The organism is Flagellimonas sp. B-3, from assembly GCF_056857835.1.
Genome location: NZ_JBSXNW010000016.1, coordinates 230,758 through 250,808, shown reverse-complemented (window position 1 = coordinate 250,808; position 20,051 = coordinate 230,758). Strand labels below are relative to the sequence as shown.

Annotated in this window: 22 protein-coding genes; 4 read left to right on the top strand and 18 right to left on the bottom strand. The window is 42.0% G+C overall.

The window, feature by feature from the left end:
* Nucleotides 1–93: 93 nt before the first annotated feature.
* Genes AC13CS_RS04510 through AC13CS_RS04500 form a run of 3 tightly spaced genes read right to left on the bottom strand, consistent with a single transcriptional unit; the run spans nucleotide 94 to nucleotide 3,317 of the window.
* The gene (locus AC13CS_RS04510; protein WP_293169224.1) at nucleotides 94–1,047 is read right to left on the bottom strand and encodes an AAA family ATPase; all 954 of its coding nucleotides are present in this window, start codon (nucleotides 1,045–1,047) and stop codon (nucleotides 94–96) included.
* 4 nt (nucleotides 1,048–1,051) lie between these two features.
* On the bottom strand, nucleotides 1,052–2,452 hold the full coding sequence (locus AC13CS_RS04505; protein ID WP_293169226.1) for a peptidylprolyl isomerase: 1,401 nt from the start codon (nucleotides 2,450–2,452) through the stop codon (nucleotides 1,052–1,054).
* Nucleotides 2,436–3,317, bottom strand: coding sequence for a peptidyl-prolyl cis-trans isomerase (locus tag AC13CS_RS04500; protein ID WP_482888521.1), 882 nt, complete (start codon nucleotides 3,315–3,317; stop codon nucleotides 2,436–2,438). The genes AC13CS_RS04505 and AC13CS_RS04500 overlap by 17 nt, the downstream gene beginning before the upstream one ends.
* Before the next feature lie 118 nt (nucleotides 3,318–3,435).
* Here AC13CS_RS04500 and AC13CS_RS04495 point away from each other — a divergent pair, with 118 nt between their 5' ends.
* Genes AC13CS_RS04495 through AC13CS_RS04485 form a run of 3 tightly spaced genes read left to right on the top strand, consistent with a single transcriptional unit; the run spans nucleotide 3,436 to nucleotide 5,296 of the window.
* The gene (locus AC13CS_RS04495) at nucleotides 3,436–3,888 is read left to right on the top strand and encodes an SRPBCC family protein (RefSeq protein WP_482888520.1); all 453 of its coding nucleotides are present in this window, start codon (nucleotides 3,436–3,438) and stop codon (nucleotides 3,886–3,888) included.
* 5 nt (nucleotides 3,889–3,893) lie between these two features.
* The gene (locus tag AC13CS_RS04490; RefSeq protein WP_482888519.1) at nucleotides 3,894–4,145 is read left to right on the top strand and encodes a hypothetical protein; all 252 of its coding nucleotides are present in this window, start codon (nucleotides 3,894–3,896) and stop codon (nucleotides 4,143–4,145) included.
* Between the two features lie 17 nt (nucleotides 4,146–4,162).
* Nucleotides 4,163–5,296, top strand: coding sequence for a serine hydrolase (locus AC13CS_RS04485; RefSeq protein WP_482888518.1), 1,134 nt, complete (start codon nucleotides 4,163–4,165; stop codon nucleotides 5,294–5,296).
* A 272-nt stretch (nucleotides 5,297–5,568) separates the two neighbouring features.
* Here the strand turns inward: AC13CS_RS04485 and AC13CS_RS04480 are convergent, their stop codons facing one another.
* The 14 genes from AC13CS_RS04480 to recR form a co-directional block, all read right to left on the bottom strand.
* Nucleotides 5,569–7,185, bottom strand: coding sequence for a Gfo/Idh/MocA family protein (locus AC13CS_RS04480; protein ID WP_482888517.1), 1,617 nt, complete (start codon nucleotides 7,183–7,185; stop codon nucleotides 5,569–5,571).
* Nucleotides 7,182–7,661 carry a DoxX family membrane protein gene (locus AC13CS_RS04475; RefSeq protein ID WP_326278885.1) on the bottom strand — a complete coding sequence of 160 codons (480 nt, stop codon included), beginning with the start codon at nucleotides 7,659–7,661 and terminating at the stop codon, nucleotides 7,182–7,184. Before AC13CS_RS04475 ends, AC13CS_RS04480 begins: the two co-directional genes overlap by 4 nt.
* Nucleotides 7,662–7,981: 320 nt before the next feature.
* A complete protein-coding gene (rimO, locus tag AC13CS_RS04470) occupies nucleotides 7,982–9,283 on the bottom strand; it encodes a 30S ribosomal protein S12 methylthiotransferase RimO (RefSeq protein ID WP_482888516.1) in 1,302 nt (433 codons plus the stop codon).
* Nucleotides 9,284–9,399: 116 nt separating this feature from the next.
* A complete protein-coding gene (locus AC13CS_RS04465; protein ID WP_482888515.1) occupies nucleotides 9,400–11,064 on the bottom strand; it encodes an amidase family protein in 1,665 nt (554 codons plus the stop codon).
* A gap of 4 nt (nucleotides 11,065–11,068) precedes the next feature.
* Complete coding sequence (gene ftsY, locus AC13CS_RS04460) at nucleotides 11,069–12,025, bottom strand: signal recognition particle-docking protein FtsY (protein WP_482888514.1); 957 nt, start codon at nucleotides 12,023–12,025, stop codon at nucleotides 11,069–11,071.
* A gap of 175 nt (nucleotides 12,026–12,200) precedes the next feature.
* Nucleotides 12,201–12,353 (bottom strand): DUF4295 domain-containing protein, encoded by a 153-nt coding sequence (locus AC13CS_RS04455; protein WP_014033527.1) that lies wholly within the window; start codon nucleotides 12,351–12,353, stop codon nucleotides 12,201–12,203.
* 38 nt (nucleotides 12,354–12,391) lie between these two features.
* On the bottom strand, nucleotides 12,392–12,574 hold the full coding sequence (rpmG, locus tag AC13CS_RS04450; RefSeq protein ID WP_100817574.1) for a 50S ribosomal protein L33: 183 nt from the start codon (nucleotides 12,572–12,574) through the stop codon (nucleotides 12,392–12,394).
* Nucleotides 12,575–12,602: 28 nt separating this feature from the next.
* A complete protein-coding gene (rpmB, locus tag AC13CS_RS04445) occupies nucleotides 12,603–12,830 on the bottom strand; it encodes a 50S ribosomal protein L28 (RefSeq protein WP_100817573.1) in 228 nt (75 codons plus the stop codon).
* A 74-nt stretch (nucleotides 12,831–12,904) separates the two neighbouring features.
* Entirely contained in the window at nucleotides 12,905–14,155 is a 1,251-nt protein-coding gene (locus tag AC13CS_RS04440; protein ID WP_482888513.1) for a competence/damage-inducible protein A, read from the bottom strand.
* Nucleotides 14,156–14,494: an Hpt domain-containing protein gene (locus AC13CS_RS04435; protein WP_163626821.1), complete on the bottom strand. Its 339-nt coding sequence runs from the start codon at nucleotides 14,492–14,494 to the stop codon at nucleotides 14,156–14,158.
* Nucleotides 14,494–15,105, bottom strand: a complete 612-nt coding sequence (locus AC13CS_RS04430; protein ID WP_482888512.1) for a fumarylacetoacetate hydrolase family protein — start codon at nucleotides 15,103–15,105, stop codon at nucleotides 14,494–14,496. The genes AC13CS_RS04435 and AC13CS_RS04430 overlap by 1 nt, the downstream gene beginning before the upstream one ends.
* 30 nt (nucleotides 15,106–15,135) lie before the next feature.
* Nucleotides 15,136–15,909 (bottom strand): 3'-5' exonuclease, encoded by a 774-nt coding sequence (locus tag AC13CS_RS04425; protein ID WP_293169253.1) that lies wholly within the window; start codon nucleotides 15,907–15,909, stop codon nucleotides 15,136–15,138.
* 72 nt (nucleotides 15,910–15,981) lie between these two features.
* Complete coding sequence (locus AC13CS_RS04420) at nucleotides 15,982–17,343, bottom strand: dihydrolipoamide acetyltransferase family protein (RefSeq protein ID WP_293169255.1); 1,362 nt, start codon at nucleotides 17,341–17,343, stop codon at nucleotides 15,982–15,984.
* An 80-nt stretch (nucleotides 17,344–17,423) separates the two neighbouring features.
* Nucleotides 17,424–18,044, bottom strand: a complete 621-nt coding sequence (recR, locus tag AC13CS_RS04415) for a recombination mediator RecR (protein WP_482888511.1) — start codon at nucleotides 18,042–18,044, stop codon at nucleotides 17,424–17,426.
* A gap of 76 nt (nucleotides 18,045–18,120) precedes the next feature.
* Between recR and AC13CS_RS04410 the strand changes: the two genes are divergently transcribed.
* Complete coding sequence (locus tag AC13CS_RS04410; protein WP_482888509.1) at nucleotides 18,121–19,608, top strand: sodium:solute symporter; 1,488 nt, start codon at nucleotides 18,121–18,123, stop codon at nucleotides 19,606–19,608.
* Here the strand turns inward: AC13CS_RS04410 and AC13CS_RS04405 are convergent.
* A complete protein-coding gene (locus tag AC13CS_RS04405; protein ID WP_482888508.1) occupies nucleotides 19,592–19,951 on the bottom strand; it encodes a CoA-binding protein in 360 nt (119 codons plus the stop codon). The genes AC13CS_RS04410 and AC13CS_RS04405 overlap by 17 nt on opposite strands.
* Between the last annotated feature and the right edge of the window lie 100 nt (nucleotides 19,952–20,051).

The window sequence follows — 20,051 nt, the reverse complement described above, 5'->3', positions numbered from 1 at the left end:
GTTTTTAAGATTTTCGTAATTCGGTAAATTTACTAAAATGAGAAGTAATTTGGAATTAGAATCGCACTAAATAAGTGTTGACTTTCTTATTTTTTACAATAATTCCGTGATAATTTTTTCCTCATTGATGCCTTCAGCCTCAGCTTTGTAGTTTTTTAGTATCCTGTGGCGAAGGATTCCCAAGGAAACTGCTTTAACATCTTCGATGTCCGGAGAAAACTTACCATTGATTGCTGCATGGGCCTTAGCTGCCAAAACCAAGTTCTGTGACGCCCTCGGGCCTGCTCCCCAATCAATATAACTTTTTACGTAATCGGATGCACCTTCTTGGTCCGGCCTTGTTCTATTGACCAACCTAACCGCATAATCCACAACATTGTCCGGCACGGGAATACGTCTTACCAAATGCTGTACTTCGATGATTTCGTCGGCATTGAAAAGTGTGTTTATCTGGACCTCATCATCTGCAGTAGTGGATTTCACCACTTGGATTTCCTCTTCGATCGAGGGGTATTTCAGCTCTATGGCGAACATAAAACGGTCCAATTGCGCTTCGGGCAATGGGTAGGTCCCTTCTTGCTCTATCGGGTTTTGTGTGGCCAGTACAAAATAGGGCCGATTTAATTTGTACTGTTTTCCTGCAATGGTCACAGCTCTCTCCTGCATGGCTTCCAGCAAAGCTGCTTGGGTCTTTGGTGGTGTACGGTTGATCTCATCCGCCAAAATGATATTGCCAAAAACAGGTCCCTTTATAAATTTGAAGTTTCGGTTTTGGTCCAACACCTCACTTCCTAGAATATCGCTGGGCATTAGGTCGGGCGTAAACTGGATTCTTTTAAAATCCAGCCCCAAGGTTTGTGCAATGGTGTTGACCATTAAGGTTTTTGCCAGACCGGGAACACCGATCAACAAGGAGTGCCCCCCCGTGTAAATGGATAGTAGTATTTGCTCGATCACTTCATTTTGGCCCACAATGACCTTGGCAATCTCTTTTTTTAAATCTTGGTGCTTTTTTACCAGATTTTCTACTGCAACCACATCCGACATACAATTATTCCTTTACCCAGTTGTTTGCAAAATCGCAGTTCCTACTTTCGGAGTCAACATGGATATAAGTATCCTCTATATGTTCGTCCATCCATTCTTTAATGGCCTTGAATTGTTTTTCTCGTAGTGCCAGTTCCTGGATTTTCATGTAGTCTTTTGCAAAATCTGCCTCGTGTTCGTCATATCTGTTGGAAATCTTCATGATTTTGAACTTGGGAGCTCCTCCTCTTTGGTCATCTTCACGAATGGGACGTGATATTTCCCCATCTTTTAAATCCCTAACTTGATTGTATAGTGTTGGATCCATTTTGGTCAGCTCAAAACGGGAATCAAAGTTTACTGGGTTACGGAGCAATCCACCATCGAACTTGGTTTCTTTTTCATCTGAAAAGTTCAGGGCTGCTTCGGCAAAAGTATATTTGCCATCCAAAATTTGTTGGCGGATAGTATCCAATTCGTTTACGGCCTTATCAATAGCACTTTGAGGGATTTTAGGAATCATGAGGATATGTCGAAGATCTAACTCTTGTCCCCTGATTTTTTCTATATAAATAATATGATAGCCGAAACTTGTTTCAAAGGGCTCCGATATCTCCCCTTCTTGAAGACTGAAGGCTACATCCTTAAATTCCTTTACAAACGGAGTTTCTTTCGTCATACTATAAAAACCTCCTTTGGATTTAGAACCTGGATCTTGTGAATACAAAATTGCCTTTACATTAAAGCTAGCATCGTTTTCCAAAACGTCCTGACGAATTTCCTTTAACTGGTCAATGACCTTTTGTTTTTCCTCTTCCGGGGCCTCGGGCTGTTTTACAATCTGGGCAATTTCCAGTTCTGCCCCAAAAACAGGTCTTTCATCTTCCGGAATTTTATAGAAAAATTGGCGAACTTCTTCCGGGGTCACTTCAATCTCTTCAACAATTTTGCCCTGCATTTTTTCGGAGAGCATACGCAGTTTGTTGATTTCAAAAAGCTCCTCGCGGAAACTTTCCATATCGGGCTTTTTATAGTAGCTCAGCATTTTTTCAACACTGCCTATTTGTTGGGTAAGTTGTTGTATCTGCTGATCACTTTGGGCGTTTACCATATCGTCGGACACCAATAAACTATCCTGTACCGCTTGGTGGGCGTACAATCTATCCTCCATAAGTTTGCCCAATAGGTTGCATCGGGTAACATCTTCGGTGGATGCCCCTTGATTTTGAAGGTCTATCAATGTTTTATCTATATCCGATTCCAAGATCACGTAATCCCCGACCACGGCGGCAATACCATCCAATTTTACTTTTTTGGCGTTACTTGTGGAATCGTTAACGCCCAATGCTTCGTCGGCTTCCTGCGCTTGTACCATACCGAACAGTGCAAAAAATGCAATAAAAAGTCCTTTAATTTTCTTTGTCATAAACCTCAAATTCATTCTTCTTAATAGCTTCATCAATAATTTCGGTTTCCAGTTTTTTTATGTAGTTCAACCGTCTCCTGTTCAATATCAATTGTTTGATGTCCGGCTCCACATAATCAAAAGGAGCTGTTTCGTTGACTTCCAACACATTGGTCACCAAGCCCAAATATACCTCTAACGAATCTTGTAACTCAAAAAATTGTGATTTTTTTAAGTGGGTTTCCTCATTTGCCCGCGTTAAAGGCGGGATTTCCTCGATTACCCGTGATGCACTTATCCAAATAGAATCATTAAAATGAATTTTTTTGAACTGTACCGCGATGGAATCCAAATATCTTTTATCCGAAACGTCCCAATTTTTTATTTTGGCCTCTACACCGTCCCTGTCCAAAAACTTTTCGGACATACCCACAAACCTGAGCTGCACCAATTTTTCGTTCAGTTTAAAGTTCTCTTTCTCCCGTTCGTAAAACTCCTGTAGCTGTGCCTTGGTAACGGAAGTGTCCTGGGATTGGTTCACCAATGCCTCTATATAAGCCCTTGTATAAAGGTCGGCCCGATAATCGGACACCAAACGGTCAAATTCGGCCAACTTTTCTTCGGGCAGGTTTATTTTGGATTTGGACAACAATAATTGCTTCGATGCCCAATTGTTTATATAATTCGTCACAAATATGGTGCTGTCCTCCGCTGTCATGTCGTCCCCGATCAAGGAAGCAATATCCTCTTTGTATAAAAAAGTATCGTCCACCCTTGCCAAAGGTTCCTTTTCTTCTTCCTTGTTGAACATGCCCTCGCAAGAAGAAACGAGGATTGCTATAAAAGCGCAAAGAAGGAACAGCGTATTTTTTTGGTGCTTAAGCATTTCGCAAAAATAACAATTACAAAATCCCTTACAAGAAGGTTCTAATTTCATTAACAGATTTTTTTTAGTTGGAGATAGATGCCAGAAATTGCTACATTAGTGCAAAACCAAACCAAACATGAAGTACACTACCGAAATTGTTGTTGATGTCCCAAGGGAAGAATTCATCAAAAAGATGGACGATCCCCAAAACATGAGGCATTGGCAAAGAGGTCTTGTCAACTATGAACAACTATCTCAAACCCCTGGACAGGAAGGTGCCCAAATGAGCCTCAGTTACAAAATGGGCAAACGGGAAATCACTATGGTAGAGACCATCATCAAAAGAAACCTTCCCGACGAACTGCACACCATTTACGACACCAAAGGCGTGCATAACATTCAAAAAAATTATTTTAAGGAAGAAGGGGGCAAAACCCGCTGGGTTTCCGAGTCTGAATTCCAATTTTCGGGATTTGGCATGAAACTTATGGGGCTTTTTATGCCCGGGGCGTTTAAAAAACAGTCCCTAAAATACATGCAAGATTTTAAATCCTTCGCCGAAACCGGCAAATCCATAACCGACTCATAAAAACCATGGAAAAACTTTTGGACAGAAAAATCAAGATTATTTGGGACTTTAGAGGCCCCAATGCAGCCCATGTTGCCGATCACTATTTAAAACACCTCAAAGAATTTGTAGAGGCAGAGGAATTAAAACATGATCTTTCGGGAGTAGAACATTATAGCCCCACCCACAGTATTGCTTTTTTGGTCGTGGCCGAATTTGAATTGAACGAAGTGAAAAATATACTCAAACCTCACAGAGGCGAGGTCTACACCAAATAAAATTAAACGCTGAACGCATGTGGCATAGGTTTTCGATCATAGTTTTGCTTGTTCTGGGAACATCTTGCTCCAACTCCTCTTCAACCGATCCTTTGGGCAATGCTCTTTCATCACAAAACCCCAAGATCAAAAAAGTGATGGATAGTCTGGAGAAGCACGAAATTCAAATCCGGTATACCCAAATAGACCGAAGGAATGACAGCATCATTTTTACAGATTACGATTTTCAGGTTGATAAAAGCAACTATTTTTATCCCGCAAGCACGGTTAAGTTCCCCGCTGCAGTGGCCACTCTGGAAAAACTCAACAAACTTGACTCACTTTCCCTAAACACCCAGTTTTTTGTTGAAGGTGATTCCGCAAACACAACATTCGCAAAGGCCATTTCAGAAATTTTTGCCGTCTCGGACAATGCTGCAAACAACCGATTGGTAGAGTTTTTAGGGCAAGACGACTTGAATAAAAGGATGCAAAGGAGAGGCGTTTCGCCCATTAGGATAGCCCATCGTTTATCTACGGACAATGCTGATGATGTAACTACCAAACCATTGGTTTTTTACCTTAACGATTCCACGACCTCATTGAGCAAACCCATTATAAATTCCCCGATAAAACCACTTGAACTAAATAGGGCTGAAAAAGGAAAAGGTTTTATTTATGATGAATCTTTGCAAATGGGTCCTTTTGATTTTTCGTTGAAAAACTACTATCCCATCGAGGCACAGACTGCACTTTTAAAACGCATCATCTTTCCTGAAGCATTCCCAAGGGAACAACGTTTTGACCTGAGTGATGATCAACGCGAATATTTGTTGACCGCTATGCATACACTTCCGCCCCAATTAGGTTATGACCCTGATGAATTTTATGACAGCTATGTAAAGTTTTTTATGTTTGGTGACAGTACGGAACCCATGCCCGAACACATTAAAATATATAACAAAGTGGGATATGCCTATGGTACCCTAACGGATTGTGCCTATATAAAGGACACCAAAAACAATGTTGATTTTATGCTCACGGCAACGATATTGGTTAATAGTGATGGTATTTTTAATGATGATGCCTACGAATACGACGAAGTGGGCATACCATTTTTGGCACAATTGGGTCGGGAACTATACGAGTATGAGCTAAGTCGGAAACGTTGATCAGCTCCCTTTCAACATTAAACTACTTTCTTCTAAAGGCAACCAAAGAGTCCTCCCCCAACCCCTCCAACGGAGGGGAGAATAGTTCCTCCCCTTTGGGGAGGTTAGGTGGGGACAAAACGTGAAATAAAAAAGACCAAAGTCTTCACCTAAAGGCGAGGGATTTACCCCTAGATTCATTCATTAAGAAAAGAGGGACATTGGTCCAAGAATCAAATTCTTTTCGGCAATGTCCCACCTTCCGGACTAGAATCCATAAAAGTCAAGAAACCTCACCCAACCATTTCTGGTTGCATGTTCCAGTTTTCGTTGCCCAAGAGCACTTGGTCAAAATCTATACCTTCAATCGGCTTTAAGGTTTGGCTTGCTGCATTCCATTCTATTTTTCTTCCCAATTTCCAGGATAAACCTGCCATGTGGGCAGAAATAGCTTCATCAAAACCTTCCTTGATGCCACAGCTTACGTTTCCACCATTTTTAATAACACTTAACCATTCCCTCATGTGCAAAAAGGTGGAATCTACACGAACTCCATCAATATAGGTCCACATTAGGCCTTTATCTGCAAAATACTGCGATGTTGCCGATGATACGGCATCTGTTGCATTCGCTGCTGGGTCGTATTGGTAGATAGGTACGTCAGGTCTCATTTTTTCCATTTCCAACATATCGGCATACCGGGTAGACGCCCCATCGGGCCAAACCGTTAATCTATTGCCCAGTTCCATTGTGGCGTCGTGACCCATTAAAATAGTTGGGCGGTTGAAACCGTTGCCCAAGGTAGCACTATAGCAAAAGGTCATTCCTTTTTCCTTGCCCTTAGTCTGACTGCTTCCCGTACTGAAATCGGGAAATTCCATATTCACTTGAATCACATCGGGAACATTTCGGCCATCGTTATGGGTATAAATTCCACCTGAAGCACTTACCGAAGCTGGAATTCCCATATTGAGGACGCAGTTCAAGCGGTCGTAATCGTGCGTCAATAAATCCCCGGAAAGTCCGGAGCCATAGGCCCACCATTTACGCCATCTGAAAAAGTGGTTTTTGTTGAACGGTACCTTTGGTGCCGACCCCAAGAATTGTTCCCAATCAATGGTATCGGGACTGGCTTTTTCGTGGATATCGTAGTTCCATGCCCCGTTGTCGTCGTTCCTGTTTGTGTTTGTCTGGATCAAGGACACATGCCCCAGCGTTCCTTTTTCCACAATGTCTCGGGCCGTGCCAAAACTCAAGGTTTGCCTATGTTGGTGTCCTACTGCAAAAACCGCATCGGATTTTTCGGCGGCCTCGCGCAAGGCATAGGTCTCACCAATAGTATGTGTCATGGGTTTTTCTACATATACATGCACATTATTGTTCAATGCTTCGATGGACATGGGAGCATGCCAGTGGTCCGGGGTAGCGATTACCACGGCATCCACTTCGCCACTTTGGATCATATCCTTGTAGGTCAAATATCTTTTTATTTGATTATCATCCGTCGAGAAGGAGTTGATGAATTTCTCAGCACGCACATCGAAGACATCACAAATGCCTACCAACTTTACATTGAGCGGTTCTTGTTTCTCAAAATCCTCCAATCTTTTATTGTTCGGGTCTTCTTCGGCTTCCAAACGCATTTCTTCTTTCCATTCGTCGGTAGCAAAGCCCAATGCCCTGGTCAATTGTTCCCCTCGGATACCAAAACCTATAATTCCGATTCGAACAGGTTCACCGCCAATAGCCGGAACAGCAGGGGGCAATGATGGCTTTATATTAAGTTGTTCCAATATTTCCGAGCGTTTATTTCTAGACCCCACAGAGGTCGCCGCTCCTGCCCACCATACAGCTCCGAGTATGGGCAGGCCTCCCAATCCTAGTAAAAGGTCTCTTCTAGTCCATTTCATTGTTCCTGAGTTTTAAGTTTGTACTTTCTAAGGTAATCCAGACCAAAGTATTTGCCTGTTGGTAGTTGGTAAATCACAATACAGGCCACAAGTTCAATCAAATTCTTATTGATCAACCAGTAGTTTCCTTCTGCGTTCATTTGTGTTAACCCGGGAAATGGCGGATGGGCCAAGAAATACAATGCCAGCAGGCCAATGCCCACAATGGCCCCGATTTTTTCAAAGATTCCAAGGGTAAAGGTGACCCCAACCACCATAAGGGCAATAATGTTCAAAGTATCCACCCAACCTATGGTTGCATCGCCGATCAACATGGTAAAAAACCACTCAAAAGGTCCTTGCGCGGTTGCCAAATACCCAAACGATGTCCATTCGGGATTGTACATCTTCACCACACCTTCAAATAAAAAGTGCCACCCGATAAAAATACGAAGCAGGGTAACACTTGCTTTTAGCTTATTTTGATTTTGGTCCATAGTTATATAGTTAATTGCAAACAATCGTTGCTTCTGATATGTTTTAGAAATCAAAAATTGGGAAATGACACATCTGATCTTCTTTTATTTTGAAATACTAAAAGTACCTAACACCACCACCAAATACCATGACAAATGTCATTTTTAAGGGTTGATCATATTGTCTGTGTTTAAAAACAATAAAATCGCGACTTTTAATAAGTGGTCGCTAACAAATAAAAGCATGTTGAGAAGACATACCAAGCTGCGCAAGGCATGGCAAGTGCATTATAGAATTACACTTTGGATGATAAAAATAATATTGCCCCTAAGCAAGACCCTTAGGCTGGCTCACCGAACAAATCGTAATCCGATGCGTCCGTAATTTTGATGTTGACAAAGTCTCCGATTTTTACGTAGTGTTTTGTAGCGTCAATAAGCACTTCGTTGTCTACATCGGGTGAATCAAATTCCGTACGGCCCACAAAATGGTTCCCTTCTTTTCTATCGATAATACAACGGAAGGTTTCCCCGATTTTCTCTTGGTTGAGTTCCCAAGAAATTTGGGATTGGATTTCCATGATAATATTGGCGCGCTCCTGTTTCACCTCTTCGGGAACATCGTCCTCCAGATTGTAGGCGTGGGTATTCTCCTCATGACTGTACGTGAAACAACCCAAACGTTCAAAGCGCATTTCTTGGACCCATTGTTTCAGGGTTTCAAAATCCTCTTCGGTTTCACCGGGATACCCAACGATCAATGTGGTTCGGATAGCCATTTCGGGAACGGCTTCCCTAAAGTCTTTCAACAGCTTTGTGGTTTTGGCCTGGGTGGTACCACGTCGCATACTTTTAAGTATGGAATCCGAAATATGTTGAAGCGGTATATCGATGTAATTACAAATCTTGGGCTCGTTGCGCATTACCTCCAAAACATCCATTGGAAATCCTGTAGGAAATGCATAATGCAAACGAATCCATTCAATCCCCTCAACTTTGGCCAATGCCTGAAGCAATTCTGCCAAGTTTCTTTTTTTGTACAGATCCAAACCATAGTAGGTAAGATCCTGCGCTATCAAAATGAGTTCTTTGACCCCATTGGCCGCCAACTTTTCAGCCTCGGCCACCAAATCTTCAATAGGTGTGCTCCTGTGCTTGCCTCTCATTAATGGAATCGCACAGAACGAGCAAGGCCGATCACAACCTTCGGCAATTTTAAGATAGGCATAGTTTTTAGGTGTAGTGGTCAAACGCTCACCAATCAACTCGTGCTTGTAATCGGCACCAAGCGCTTTCAACAAATTGGGAAGGTCACTGGTCCCAAAATACTCATCCACATTGGGAATTTCTTTCTCCAAATCCGGTTTATAACGCTCGCTCAAGCAGCCGGTCACAAAAACCTTATCAACATCCCCAGCTTCTTTGCGCTGTACGTAGTCCAAAATGGTGTTGACACTTTCTTCCTTGGCATTCGCAATAAATCCGCAGGTGTTGATCACCACAACATTGCCTTCCTCTTCGTGTGCCACATCTTTGTTGTTGGCACGCAATTGTCCCATCAACACTTCGGAGTCGTAGACATTTTTGCTACAACCCAAGGTCACTACATTGATTTTGTTCTTTTTGAGCGATTTTGTACGCATATTTCCTATAAATGGAGTGCAAAAATACAATAACGCAAAGCATTACAATCACTTTAGTGTATAATTTTAGCGGTAGTATATCTTGTAGTAATTAGGTAAAAGCAATACTAAGCTTGTTAATCCCGATAGTCTTCTGGCATTTTTCGGGCCTTGGTCAGCTCTTCAAAAGCTTTGCCTATTCGCAACAAATGGGCTTCGGAAAATGGTTTTCCGATAAAAGTCATGCTTTCAGGCTCGCCATCAGCTTTATACCCCATCGGAACGGTCAAAGCGGGATATTCTGCCACGGCAGCATAGCCTGCATGGTAATTGTTGATACTCAACACGGCATCAAGCTGCTTTTCTTCCATTATTTTGAAGAACGCCCTACCTGATTCCCTCAAATCTTGCTTTATTTTTTCGAATTGTTCTGCCGTGGTCGAATCGGCCAAAATACCATCAAAACGTGCTTGCCCGTAGGGTATTCTAACCAAAGAATCTTGATTGTTGAATGTAACCACATCTTCTACCGATGCTACTCTTACAGCGTCCCTATCTTTCACCTCAGCGTTTAAATAAGCAGGTAAATCCTCTTTCATATCCAAATTCAACAGCGTAGTGAAACCTTCCAAAGGAATACTTTCTGCTTCAAATGCAACTATTTGAGCACCAGCTTCTCGCAAAGCTTCCACATTGGCAGCATAAATGGAGTCCCCCTCCATTAAGTTTGTCATCACCCCAAGACGAATTTCATTGAGGGGCTCAGGGCTCATCCAAGCGGATAAAATACCTGGTTTTTCCGTACTTACCGATTTATAATCGGTTTCGTCCTTGCCCAACATGGCATCCAAAAGGATGGCGTTATCGGTTACATTTTTGGTCATGGGACCCGGGGTGTCCAAGGTACTGGAGATAGGCACGATTCCCGTCCTGCTCAACAGACCAATAGTCGGTTTTAATCCCACTACGGAACTTTGACTAGATGGTGAAAGTATGCTCCCAGAAGTCTCGGTTCCCACCGCACCTACTGCATAATTGACTGCGGTGGATGTTCCGCTGCCCGCACTGGAACCACCCGTATCAAAAACCCTTCTTCCGTAGGGATTTAAGGTCTGTCCGCCTATGACGCTCTGGCCATTGGGACATACACTACAAATAAAGTTAGCCCACTCACTTAGGTTTACCTTACCTAAAATTAATGCTCCCTTTGACTTTAGACGTTCCACGATAAAAGCATCATCGGTCTGGTTTTCTTTGAGAACAATGGCACCTGCTGTGGTTTTCATTTCGGAGGTTCCGATATTATCCTTCAATAAAATGGGCATCCCATAAATAAGATGATGGATCTCCTTGCTTTCATCCAGTTGACGGGCTTCTTCAAGCACCTTTGGATTCAATGCAATTATGGTGTTTAAGGTGGTTTTGTTCGGCAACTCGTATTTATAAATTCGATGTAGGTAGAACAATACCAAATCTTCGTAGGAGAACGTTCCTGCATCAATATGGTTTTGAATGGTTGGGATATCCTGTTCCAAAACCAAAGGTTTCATTTTTTCGTATTGCGCTTCGGTGAACTGGGATACTTCGTCATACAGAGGGAGAAACACTTCGTTCTTATCCAAGACCTTGCTCTGGATGAATTTATAGCGCATCCTCTTGTTCTCGTGATCTGCATTGGCAGCAACCTCAGCGGAATCGTTATAGGGTGTCCAAAGGACAATCTCTTCCTTGGGTTCCGCATTTTTATCTTTACAAGAAATGAATCCAATCAGTAGAGAAGCACATAGAAAATATCTGAACATGATATTATATTTTGAAGAATGAATCGACAAATTCATATTTATTGAACACTTGAAGATCTTCGATTCCTTCACCTACCCCAATATATTTTACGGGAATCTGGAATTGGTCGGAAATGCCGATGACAACCCCACCTTTTGCTGTTCCGTCCAACTTGGTTACGGCCAAACTGGTTACTTCGGTGGCCTTGGTAAATTGTTTGGCCTGTTCAAATGCGTTCTGTCCCGTAGATCCGTCCAGCACCAAAAGCACCTCGTGAGGCGCGTCGGGGACCACTTTTTGCATTACGCGCTTCACTTTGGATAGTTCGTTCATTAAATTGACCTTGTTGTGCAAACGTCCTGCGGTATCCACCAAAACCACGTCTACATTTTCTGCCACCGCCGAACTCAAGGTATCAAATGCCACGGAAGCGGGATCACTGCCCATTTTTTGTTTGATGATGGGCACATCCACCCGTTTTGCCCACACTTCCAATTGATCAATGGCGGCAGCACGGAAGGTGTCGGCTGCTCCCAGCACCACTTTCATTCCTTTACTTTTAAACTTATGGGCCAATTTACCAATGGTGGTTGTTTTACCCACACCATTTACACCTACCACCATAATTACATACGGCTTTTTGTCTTGGGGCACGGTAATTTCGGTATCCTCGCCCGAATTGGTCTCAGAAAGCAAACCTGCAATCTCTTCTCGAAGAATGGTGTTGAGTTCATCGGTGTCCATATATTTGTCACGGGACACACGTTCTTCGATTCGGTCGATTATTTTAAGTGTAGTATTTACGCCTACATCGGAAGTTACCAAAACCTCTTCCAGGTTATCCAATACCTCATCATCCACTTTGGATTTACCTGCAACGGCCTTGCCCAGTTTACCAAAAAAACTGGTTTTGGATTTTTCGAGCCCCTTGTCCAAGGTCTCTTTTTTATCCTTTGAAAATATATTTTTGAATAAGCTCATCCTGTGTTCTTTGCTAATGGTCAAAGATAGGAAAGTAAGGGGAGTTTTGTTAATACAAAATTTGATCGGGACGGATTACCCTTATGATTGTAGCAGAGGCTGGTGAAATACAAAGTCAAGAAAATAAAAAAGCCGCTAAAAAAGCGGCTTCTATATTGTCTACAAGGAGATTTCCTTATTTGCTGTTCAACCAGTCATTAACCATTTCTGGTGGCATAACGGACTCTACAAAAGTGTATGCTCCAGTTTTAGGAGATTTAACCATTTTGATGGCCTTTGTCAATCTTTTGGATGATGACTGAAGTGTTGCTACTGTTTTCTTTGCCATGGTTTATATTTTTATGCTATTTACTTTGTAAAAAGCTATTACTTAATTTCTTTATGAACGGTCATACGCTTAAGGATAGGATTATACTTTTTGATCTCCATCCTATCTGGCGTGTTCTTCTTGTTCTTTGTGGTAATATACCTAGAAGTACCTGGCATACCAGATTCCTTGTGTTCTGTACACTCTAAAATTACCTGAACCCTATTTCCTTTCTTTGCCATTGTATTGTACTTATAATGCTTTTACAACTTACTTTTTGGAATTGATTTCCTTCAAGACAGCAGAGATTCCTTTTTTGTTGATGATTTTCAACCCACGGGCAGAAACGTTCAAGGTTACCCAACGATCTTCCTCTGGAATATAAAATCTCTTCTTGGAGATATTCGCATCGAACCTCCTTTTGGTCTTATTGATAGAAAAGGAAACGTTGTTTCCAAACATCACCTTTTTTCCTGTTACTTCACAAACTTTAGACATCTCCCTAACTATTTGAGTGATTTTATTGAGGCTGCAAATTTACACCATTTTAATGGGACGTACAAAAATCTTTTTCAGAAATTTAAAATTTCTTTGTACAAGAGCTCAAAAGCCTTGTTTACAGACTTTTTGACAACCCTTTCCCGATGCTTGCCCATTACAAATTTTTGGGCAAAAGTAGCTTTTGGTGTGCTTATTCCTATGTAAACAGTTCCAACATCGGCATCGGAATCCCCTTTGGTGGGCCCTGCGTTACCTGTAGTGGCAATCGCAAAATCAGTTTCCAGCTTTTTCTTCACATTGTTGGCCATGGCCATGGCAACTTCTTCGCTGACTACGGAATGTTTATCTATAAGCTCTTGTGGCACGTCCAACAATTTCACTTTCATCTCGGTGGCATAGCACACTATACTTCCCTTAAAATAATTGGATGCTCCCGGAACTGCGGTAATTCTTTCTGCAATACTGCCGCCCGTAAAACTTTCGGCCGTGGACAATGTCATTTTTTTATTGGTCAACAAAGTACCGATTTGTTTCTCCACTCGTCCATCTTCTTCCTCCTCGCCATAAATTATATCGCCAATCAAAGGATACAACTTTTTAACCTGTTCCTCTATGCCGGCCATTAAGGCTTCTTTATCCGTTCCTTTGGCAGAAAGCCGCAACCGTACGCTCCCAAGATTGGGCAAGTAGGCAAACTTTATAAAAGATGGTAGATTATTCTCCCAATCTTCCAGTTTTTCTGCCACGGCACTCTCTCCCATACCATAGGTCATAATGGTTTTATGAACAATGTGTGGACGTTCGTATGCTTCAATAATCTTGGGCAATACGGATTTGGCGATGAGATTTCTCATCTCATAAGGTACACCTGGAAGTGAAACAAAGGCGGTCTTCCCTTTTTTTATCCACAAGCCAGGAGCGGTACCAAATTCGTTGTGCAGCACCGTAGCCTTGGATGGAACCATGGCTTGCTCCCTGTTCAAATCAGAAATAGGGGTGGTAATATATTTTTTGAAAAGCTCTTCAATGTGAGACAATACTGAATCGTCCCGAACAAGTTCGTCCTCAAAGAACTCACAAAGGGCGTGCTTGGTCACATCATCCTTTGTGGGGCCCAAACCACCCGTAATGATGACCACCGAAGAACGTTCCCCTGCTTCTTTTAAAGATTTGAGTATATGTTCCCTATCGTCTTGTACGGAAGTAATTTGATAGACCGAGACCCCAATTTTGTTCAGTTCTTTGGAAATGAACGCTGAATTGGAATCTACAATCTGGCCAATGAGAATTTCGTCCCCAATGGTAATTATTTCGGCTTGCATCTATAAATTGAAGTCGTTTTTCAGTTCGGTGACCACTTGGAGCACATCCTTTTTAAGGATGGGAAATTTTTCCTCTATTTCCTGCATACTGCCTGTTGTTTTACCCAAGGTTTCTATTTCGAGCGCCTTGGCCCTTGTTTGCTCCATGCCCAAAATATCCACATTGGGTTTAATTTTGTGCGCTAGCTTGTATATGTTTTCGTAGTCCTTACAGCTGATTGCCTTTTCAAGGCTTTCCAAGTCTTCTGGAACTTCTTCCAAAAACACAGAAATTACCGAGGTAATGAAATCCTCATCACCTTCGGCCATTTCATTTATTTTATCGAGGTTGTAAATCATTATCTTACATTAATATCAAACAGTTGCTCTCCTTCCAATGTACCGACAAGGTAGTCATTTGGGCTTACTTTACCAACACCGGCAGGCGTACCGGTAAAGATGATATCGCCCTTTTTCAGCATAAAATACGTCGATACATACGCTATAATTTCATCTATTTTCCACAACATTAAAGAGGTATTCCCTTCTTGCATTTTTTCTCCATTTTTTGACAATGTAAAATTTAGATTGTCCAAATCTTTAAATTTGTTTTTGGACAACCACTTGCCTACCACGGCCGCTCCATCAAATCCTTTGGCCTTTTCCCAGGGCAATCCTTTGGATTTTAATTTGGATTGAAGGTCTCTTGCCGTAAAATCTATACCCAGCCCAATTTCGTCATAATACTTGTGGGCAAATTCTTTGGAAACATGTTTTCCCACTTTTTTGATTTTCACCAAGACCTCTACTTCATAATGTACATCTTGAGAAAATTCGGGGATATAAAAATCTTGCTCTTTGGGCAAAATAGCAGAATCGGGCTTTATAAAAACCACAGGTTCATCCGGACGCTCGTTGTTCAATTCATCAATATGATCAACGTAATTACGTCCTATACAAATCAGCTTCATAATCTGTTATGGGGGTTAACGCTTCTTATCTTAAAATTTATTGTTGAGCTTGCTCAACTTTATTTGGGTAAGTACTTTTTTGGTGTACAGCGGGAAGTCGGCGTTCAAAATCCAACCAAAATATCCGGGTTCTTTTTCCATGACCTCATCCACCGTTTTTCCTTTGTGCTTTCCGAAGGAAAAAATAGGGTTGTCATTTTCATCCACACCGATAAAACCTGCAAAATCAAGATTTTGCTTTCGGGTAGTGAACTCCGATAGTTTTTTAACATCGTTTTCCAGTTCAGGGTATCTTTCCAACTGTGCGAGCAAAACTTCATAAGTGGCCATGGTATCGGCTTCGGCACTGTGAGCGTCGTCCAAATTCTTATCACAATAGAATTTGTAGGCCGCTTCCAACGTTCGCTTTTCCATCTTATGGAAAATGGTCTGGACATCTACGGAAACCATGCTCTTCATATCAAAATCCACATCGGCCCGGAGCATTTCCTCCGCCAACAGTGGAATATCGAACCTGTCGGAATTGAAACCTGCCAAATCACTATCACGGATCATGGCATAAATGTCTTTGGACAACTGTTTAAATGTGGGCTCGTTGGCCACTTTTTCATCGGAAATTCCATGAATGGCCTCAGATTCTGCCGGAATCGGCATTTCTGGGTTCACCAACCATGTCTTGCTTTCCTTGTTTCCATTGGGAAAAACCTTTAGGATGGATATTTCAACTATCCTATCCTTCGCTACGTTGGTTCCCGTGGTCTCCAAATCGAAAAAGCAGATAGGTTTGGTCAATTGTAATTGCATGTGGGACGTTTTAAATAAAATTCACTGGGCTTCTAAATTAAGAATAGTGAAAAGAATATGAACGGTTTTCCGTTATATTTCCCTGTTTATGTCCCAAGCTTCCAAATAATCGGCCACGGCTTTTACAAACATACCCCCCAAGGCACCATTTACAACACGGTGGTCGTAACTGTGTGATAGGTACATTTTACTGCGGATACCAATATATTCTCCTTGATCGGTCTCGATGACTGATGGCATTTTTCTGATGGCGCCCAAAGCAAGGATTCCCACTTGTGGTTGATTGATGATCGGCGTTCCGAAAACACTTCCGAAGGAACCGACATTGGTTACCGTGTAGGTGCCATCTTTTACCTCATCGGGCTTCAACTGATTATTTCTGGCTCTACTGGCAAGATCGTTCACGGTTTTGGCCATGCCTACCAAGTTCAATTGATCGGCATTTTTAATCACGGGAACTATTAAATTGCCATCAGGCAGGGCCGCTGCCATACCTAAGTTGATATTTTTCTTTTTAATCACCTTGTCCCCGTCCAACGATATGTTCATCATTGGATATTTTTTAAGGGCCATGGCCACAGCTTCCATAAATATGGGCGTAAAGGTCAGTTTTTCCCCTTCACGTTCCTGGAATACATTTTTTACTTTATTTCTCCAGTTCACCACATTGGTCACGTCCACTTCCACAAAACTCTGCACGTGTGCGGAGGTAGATATGCTCTCCATCATGTGGTGGGCGATCAGTTTGCCCATACGGGTCAACGGGATTACCTCATCACCGGCTCCTACTTGCACTTTGGACTCTTGCGGTTTTACCGGAGCCTGTTTTGGAGGCTCGGGCGCAGCGACTTTTTCTGTTTTGGTTTCGGGCTGGGGTTTGGATTCCACTTGCTGCTGCCTTCCATTGGAACGATTTTCCAAGTAGGCCATAATATCGTTCTTGGTGACCCTGCCTTCTTTACCGGTACCTGCAATCGCCTCCAATTCGTCCATGGAAATATTTTCTTCTTTGGCTATGTTTTTCACCAAAGGTGAATAGAATCGTTCCGAATTTGAAAAATCGGGTGCTGGGGAGGAAACGGATTCTTTCACTCCTGCCATTTGGGCTTCCAATTCCCTTGCTGGTACTTCTGCGGTTTCCTCTACCACCATTTCATCATCGGAGGTGTCATCCGCTACTTGGTCAGCTTCACCTTCTATTTGGATTACGGCGACCACTTCACCAACTTTTATGACATCATCTACATCGAACCGCTTTTCCAACAACACGCCATCCACTTCGCTGGGAACTTCGGAATCCACTTTATCGGTGGCAATTTCAAAGATGGCCTCGTCCATCTCAATGGTATCGCCCACTTCCTTCAACCAGTTGGTCAAGGTAGCTTCTGCGACACTTTCTCCCATTTGCGGTAATTTCAATTCAAATTTTGACATATTCGTATTTATCAAAGTGATTTTGATTTGTATTTTACAAAAATACTAAAGAAATCGACTTATTTTTGATTTATGTTCATTTAATTCGCTTTAATAGAGCTTTCGAAAGGCACTCTATTGATGATGCTTCTTCCCAAAGTTACCTCATCTGCATATTCCAATTCATCCCCGACCGAGATACCTCTGGCAATCGTGGAAGTAGTAACCTCCAGTCCGTCCAATTGTTTATAAATATAAAAATTAGTGGTGTCGCCCTCCATGGTGGAACTCAGGGCCAAAATCAATTCTTTTACAACTCCATTCTTCACCTTATTGACCAACGATGCTATGGTAAGGTCTTGTGGCCCCATACCTTCCATGGGAGATATTTTACCCCCCAGCACATGGTACAACCCATTGTACTGCGATGTATTCTCAATGGCCATTACATCCCTGATATCTTCTACCACACAGACTATGGTTTCGTCCCGTTTGGGATTGGCGCAGATTTCGCACAGTTCGGTATCGGAAATATTGTGGCAGTTTTTACAAAAATTGACCTCGCTCTTCAATTTTAGCAGGGCATGTGCCAACAGTTCGGTCCTTTCTTCGGGCTGTTTTAGCAGGTGCAATACCAACCGTAATGCCGTTCGCTTACCGATTCCCGGCAACTGCGACATTTCGTAAACTGCATTTTCCAATAGCTTCGATGAAAATTCCATAGTTTCAATTCTACTACAAAATTACGATTTTAGTGTTACCAATTTACTTTCGTACTTTGCAAATCAAATTGCAAATATGTCAGCCACACAAATTCTGTTGCTTATAGGTGCCTATTTCTTGGTACTTATCCTTATTTCTTACTTTACTGGCAAAAACGATTCCAATGCCGACTTTTTTAAGGCAGGCAAGCAATCCCCATGGTACGTTGTTGCCTTTGGAATGGTCGGTGCTTCGTTATCGGGTGTTACTTTTATATCGGTTCCCGGATGGGTGGGAGATAGCCAACTGACCTACATGCAAGTGGTTCTTGGGTATCTTTTTGGCTATTTTGTGGTAGCATTTGTATTGTTGCCCCTGTACTACAAACTGAACCTCACCTCTATTTACGAGTATTTGCATGATCGTTTTGGAAAAGTAAGCCACCGTACCGGGGCGTTTTTCTTTTTTATATCCCGGGTTTTGGGTGCAGCTTTTAGATTGTATTTGGTCGCCATTGTTTTACAACAATTTGTTTTTGATGATCTAGGTGTCCGTTTTGAGTTTACGGTGGTCATTTCTATTTTATTGATTTGGCTCTACACAAACAAAGGGGGAATAAAAACCATTGTTTGGACCGATACCCTACAGACACTTTTTATGATTTTGGCCGTAATCCTTTCCATTGTGATGATAAACAAGGAATTGGGATGGAGTTTTGGTGAGTTCTTGGCTTCGGAAGAATTAAAGAATTACAACGACTTTTTAATAACGGATAGTTTTTTGAACAAAAGTTATTTCATTAAATCCTTTGTAGGGGGAATGTTCGTGACCATTTGTATGACGGGTCTGGATCAGGATATGATGCAAAAGAACCTCACCTGCAAATCCTTGAAAGATGCTCAAAAAAACATGGTCTCCTTTAGTTTTGTATTGGTAGGGACCACATTCTTGTTCATGTTGTTGGGAGCTTTGCTTTTTATCTATGCAAAAAGAGAGGGTATTGGAATTCCATTGATGGACGGTACACCAAAAACGGACTTACTGTTTCCTGAAATTGCACTGAACGGCGGCTTGGGTCTAGCCTTGGCCATTACTTTTATGCTTGGATTGATTGCCGCCGCTTATAGTAGTGCCGATAGTGCCCTTACCTCCCTGACCACATCTTTTTGTGTGGACTTTTTAAATGTTGAAAAAAAGGAGGAGAAAGAGCAAAAGCGCATCAGAAAACGCACCCATATTGTAATGAGCGTAGTGTTGGTAATTGTTATTATCGCCTTTAAGTACATTCTTAGCAGCAATGTTATTGATAGTCTGCTCACTGTGGCCGGTTATACCTACGGTCCTTTATTGGGACTTTTTGCCTTTGGCATCTTCACCAAGCATAAGATCAAGGATAGTTATGTTTGGATAGTTGCACTAGCTTCGGTGGTCACCATAGTTTTGGTTGCCAGTGTACCTGCAGATTACTTGGGAGGGTATCAGGTTGGCTATGAATTGTTACCACTCAACGGATTATTGACATTTATCGGTCTTTGGCTGATCAGGACCAAGGAATCCAAGCCAAAAACTAGTATTGCCCAGTAGCCAACAACACCAAAGTACAGGCCACTTCTACCTCAATCCCTGCATTTTCAAGGATTTTGTAGAACTCGGGGTTTTCGGTACCCGGATTAAAAATCACCCGTTTGGGTTTAAGGTCCACGATCTGTTGATAATATTCCTTTTGGTTTTTGGGGCTTAAATATAAAGTTACGGTATCAATATTTTGAAAATCACCCAAGTTGTCTTTAATTTGCACCCCAGATACAGTTCCCCCACGTATCCCAAATGCGGTTGTTTCAATATTGTTGTCAACCAGCCTACGAATTGCTGTGTTGCTGTATCTTCCCGGGTTTGTAGAAGCCCCTACGACAAGTGTTTTTGACATTTGTTAATTTTTGTGTTAAACTTTAATATAGACTGTAACTTTTAAAAGGATAACTCGTCTATTATTCATATATTATATTGTCATTGGTAAGACTGTATTT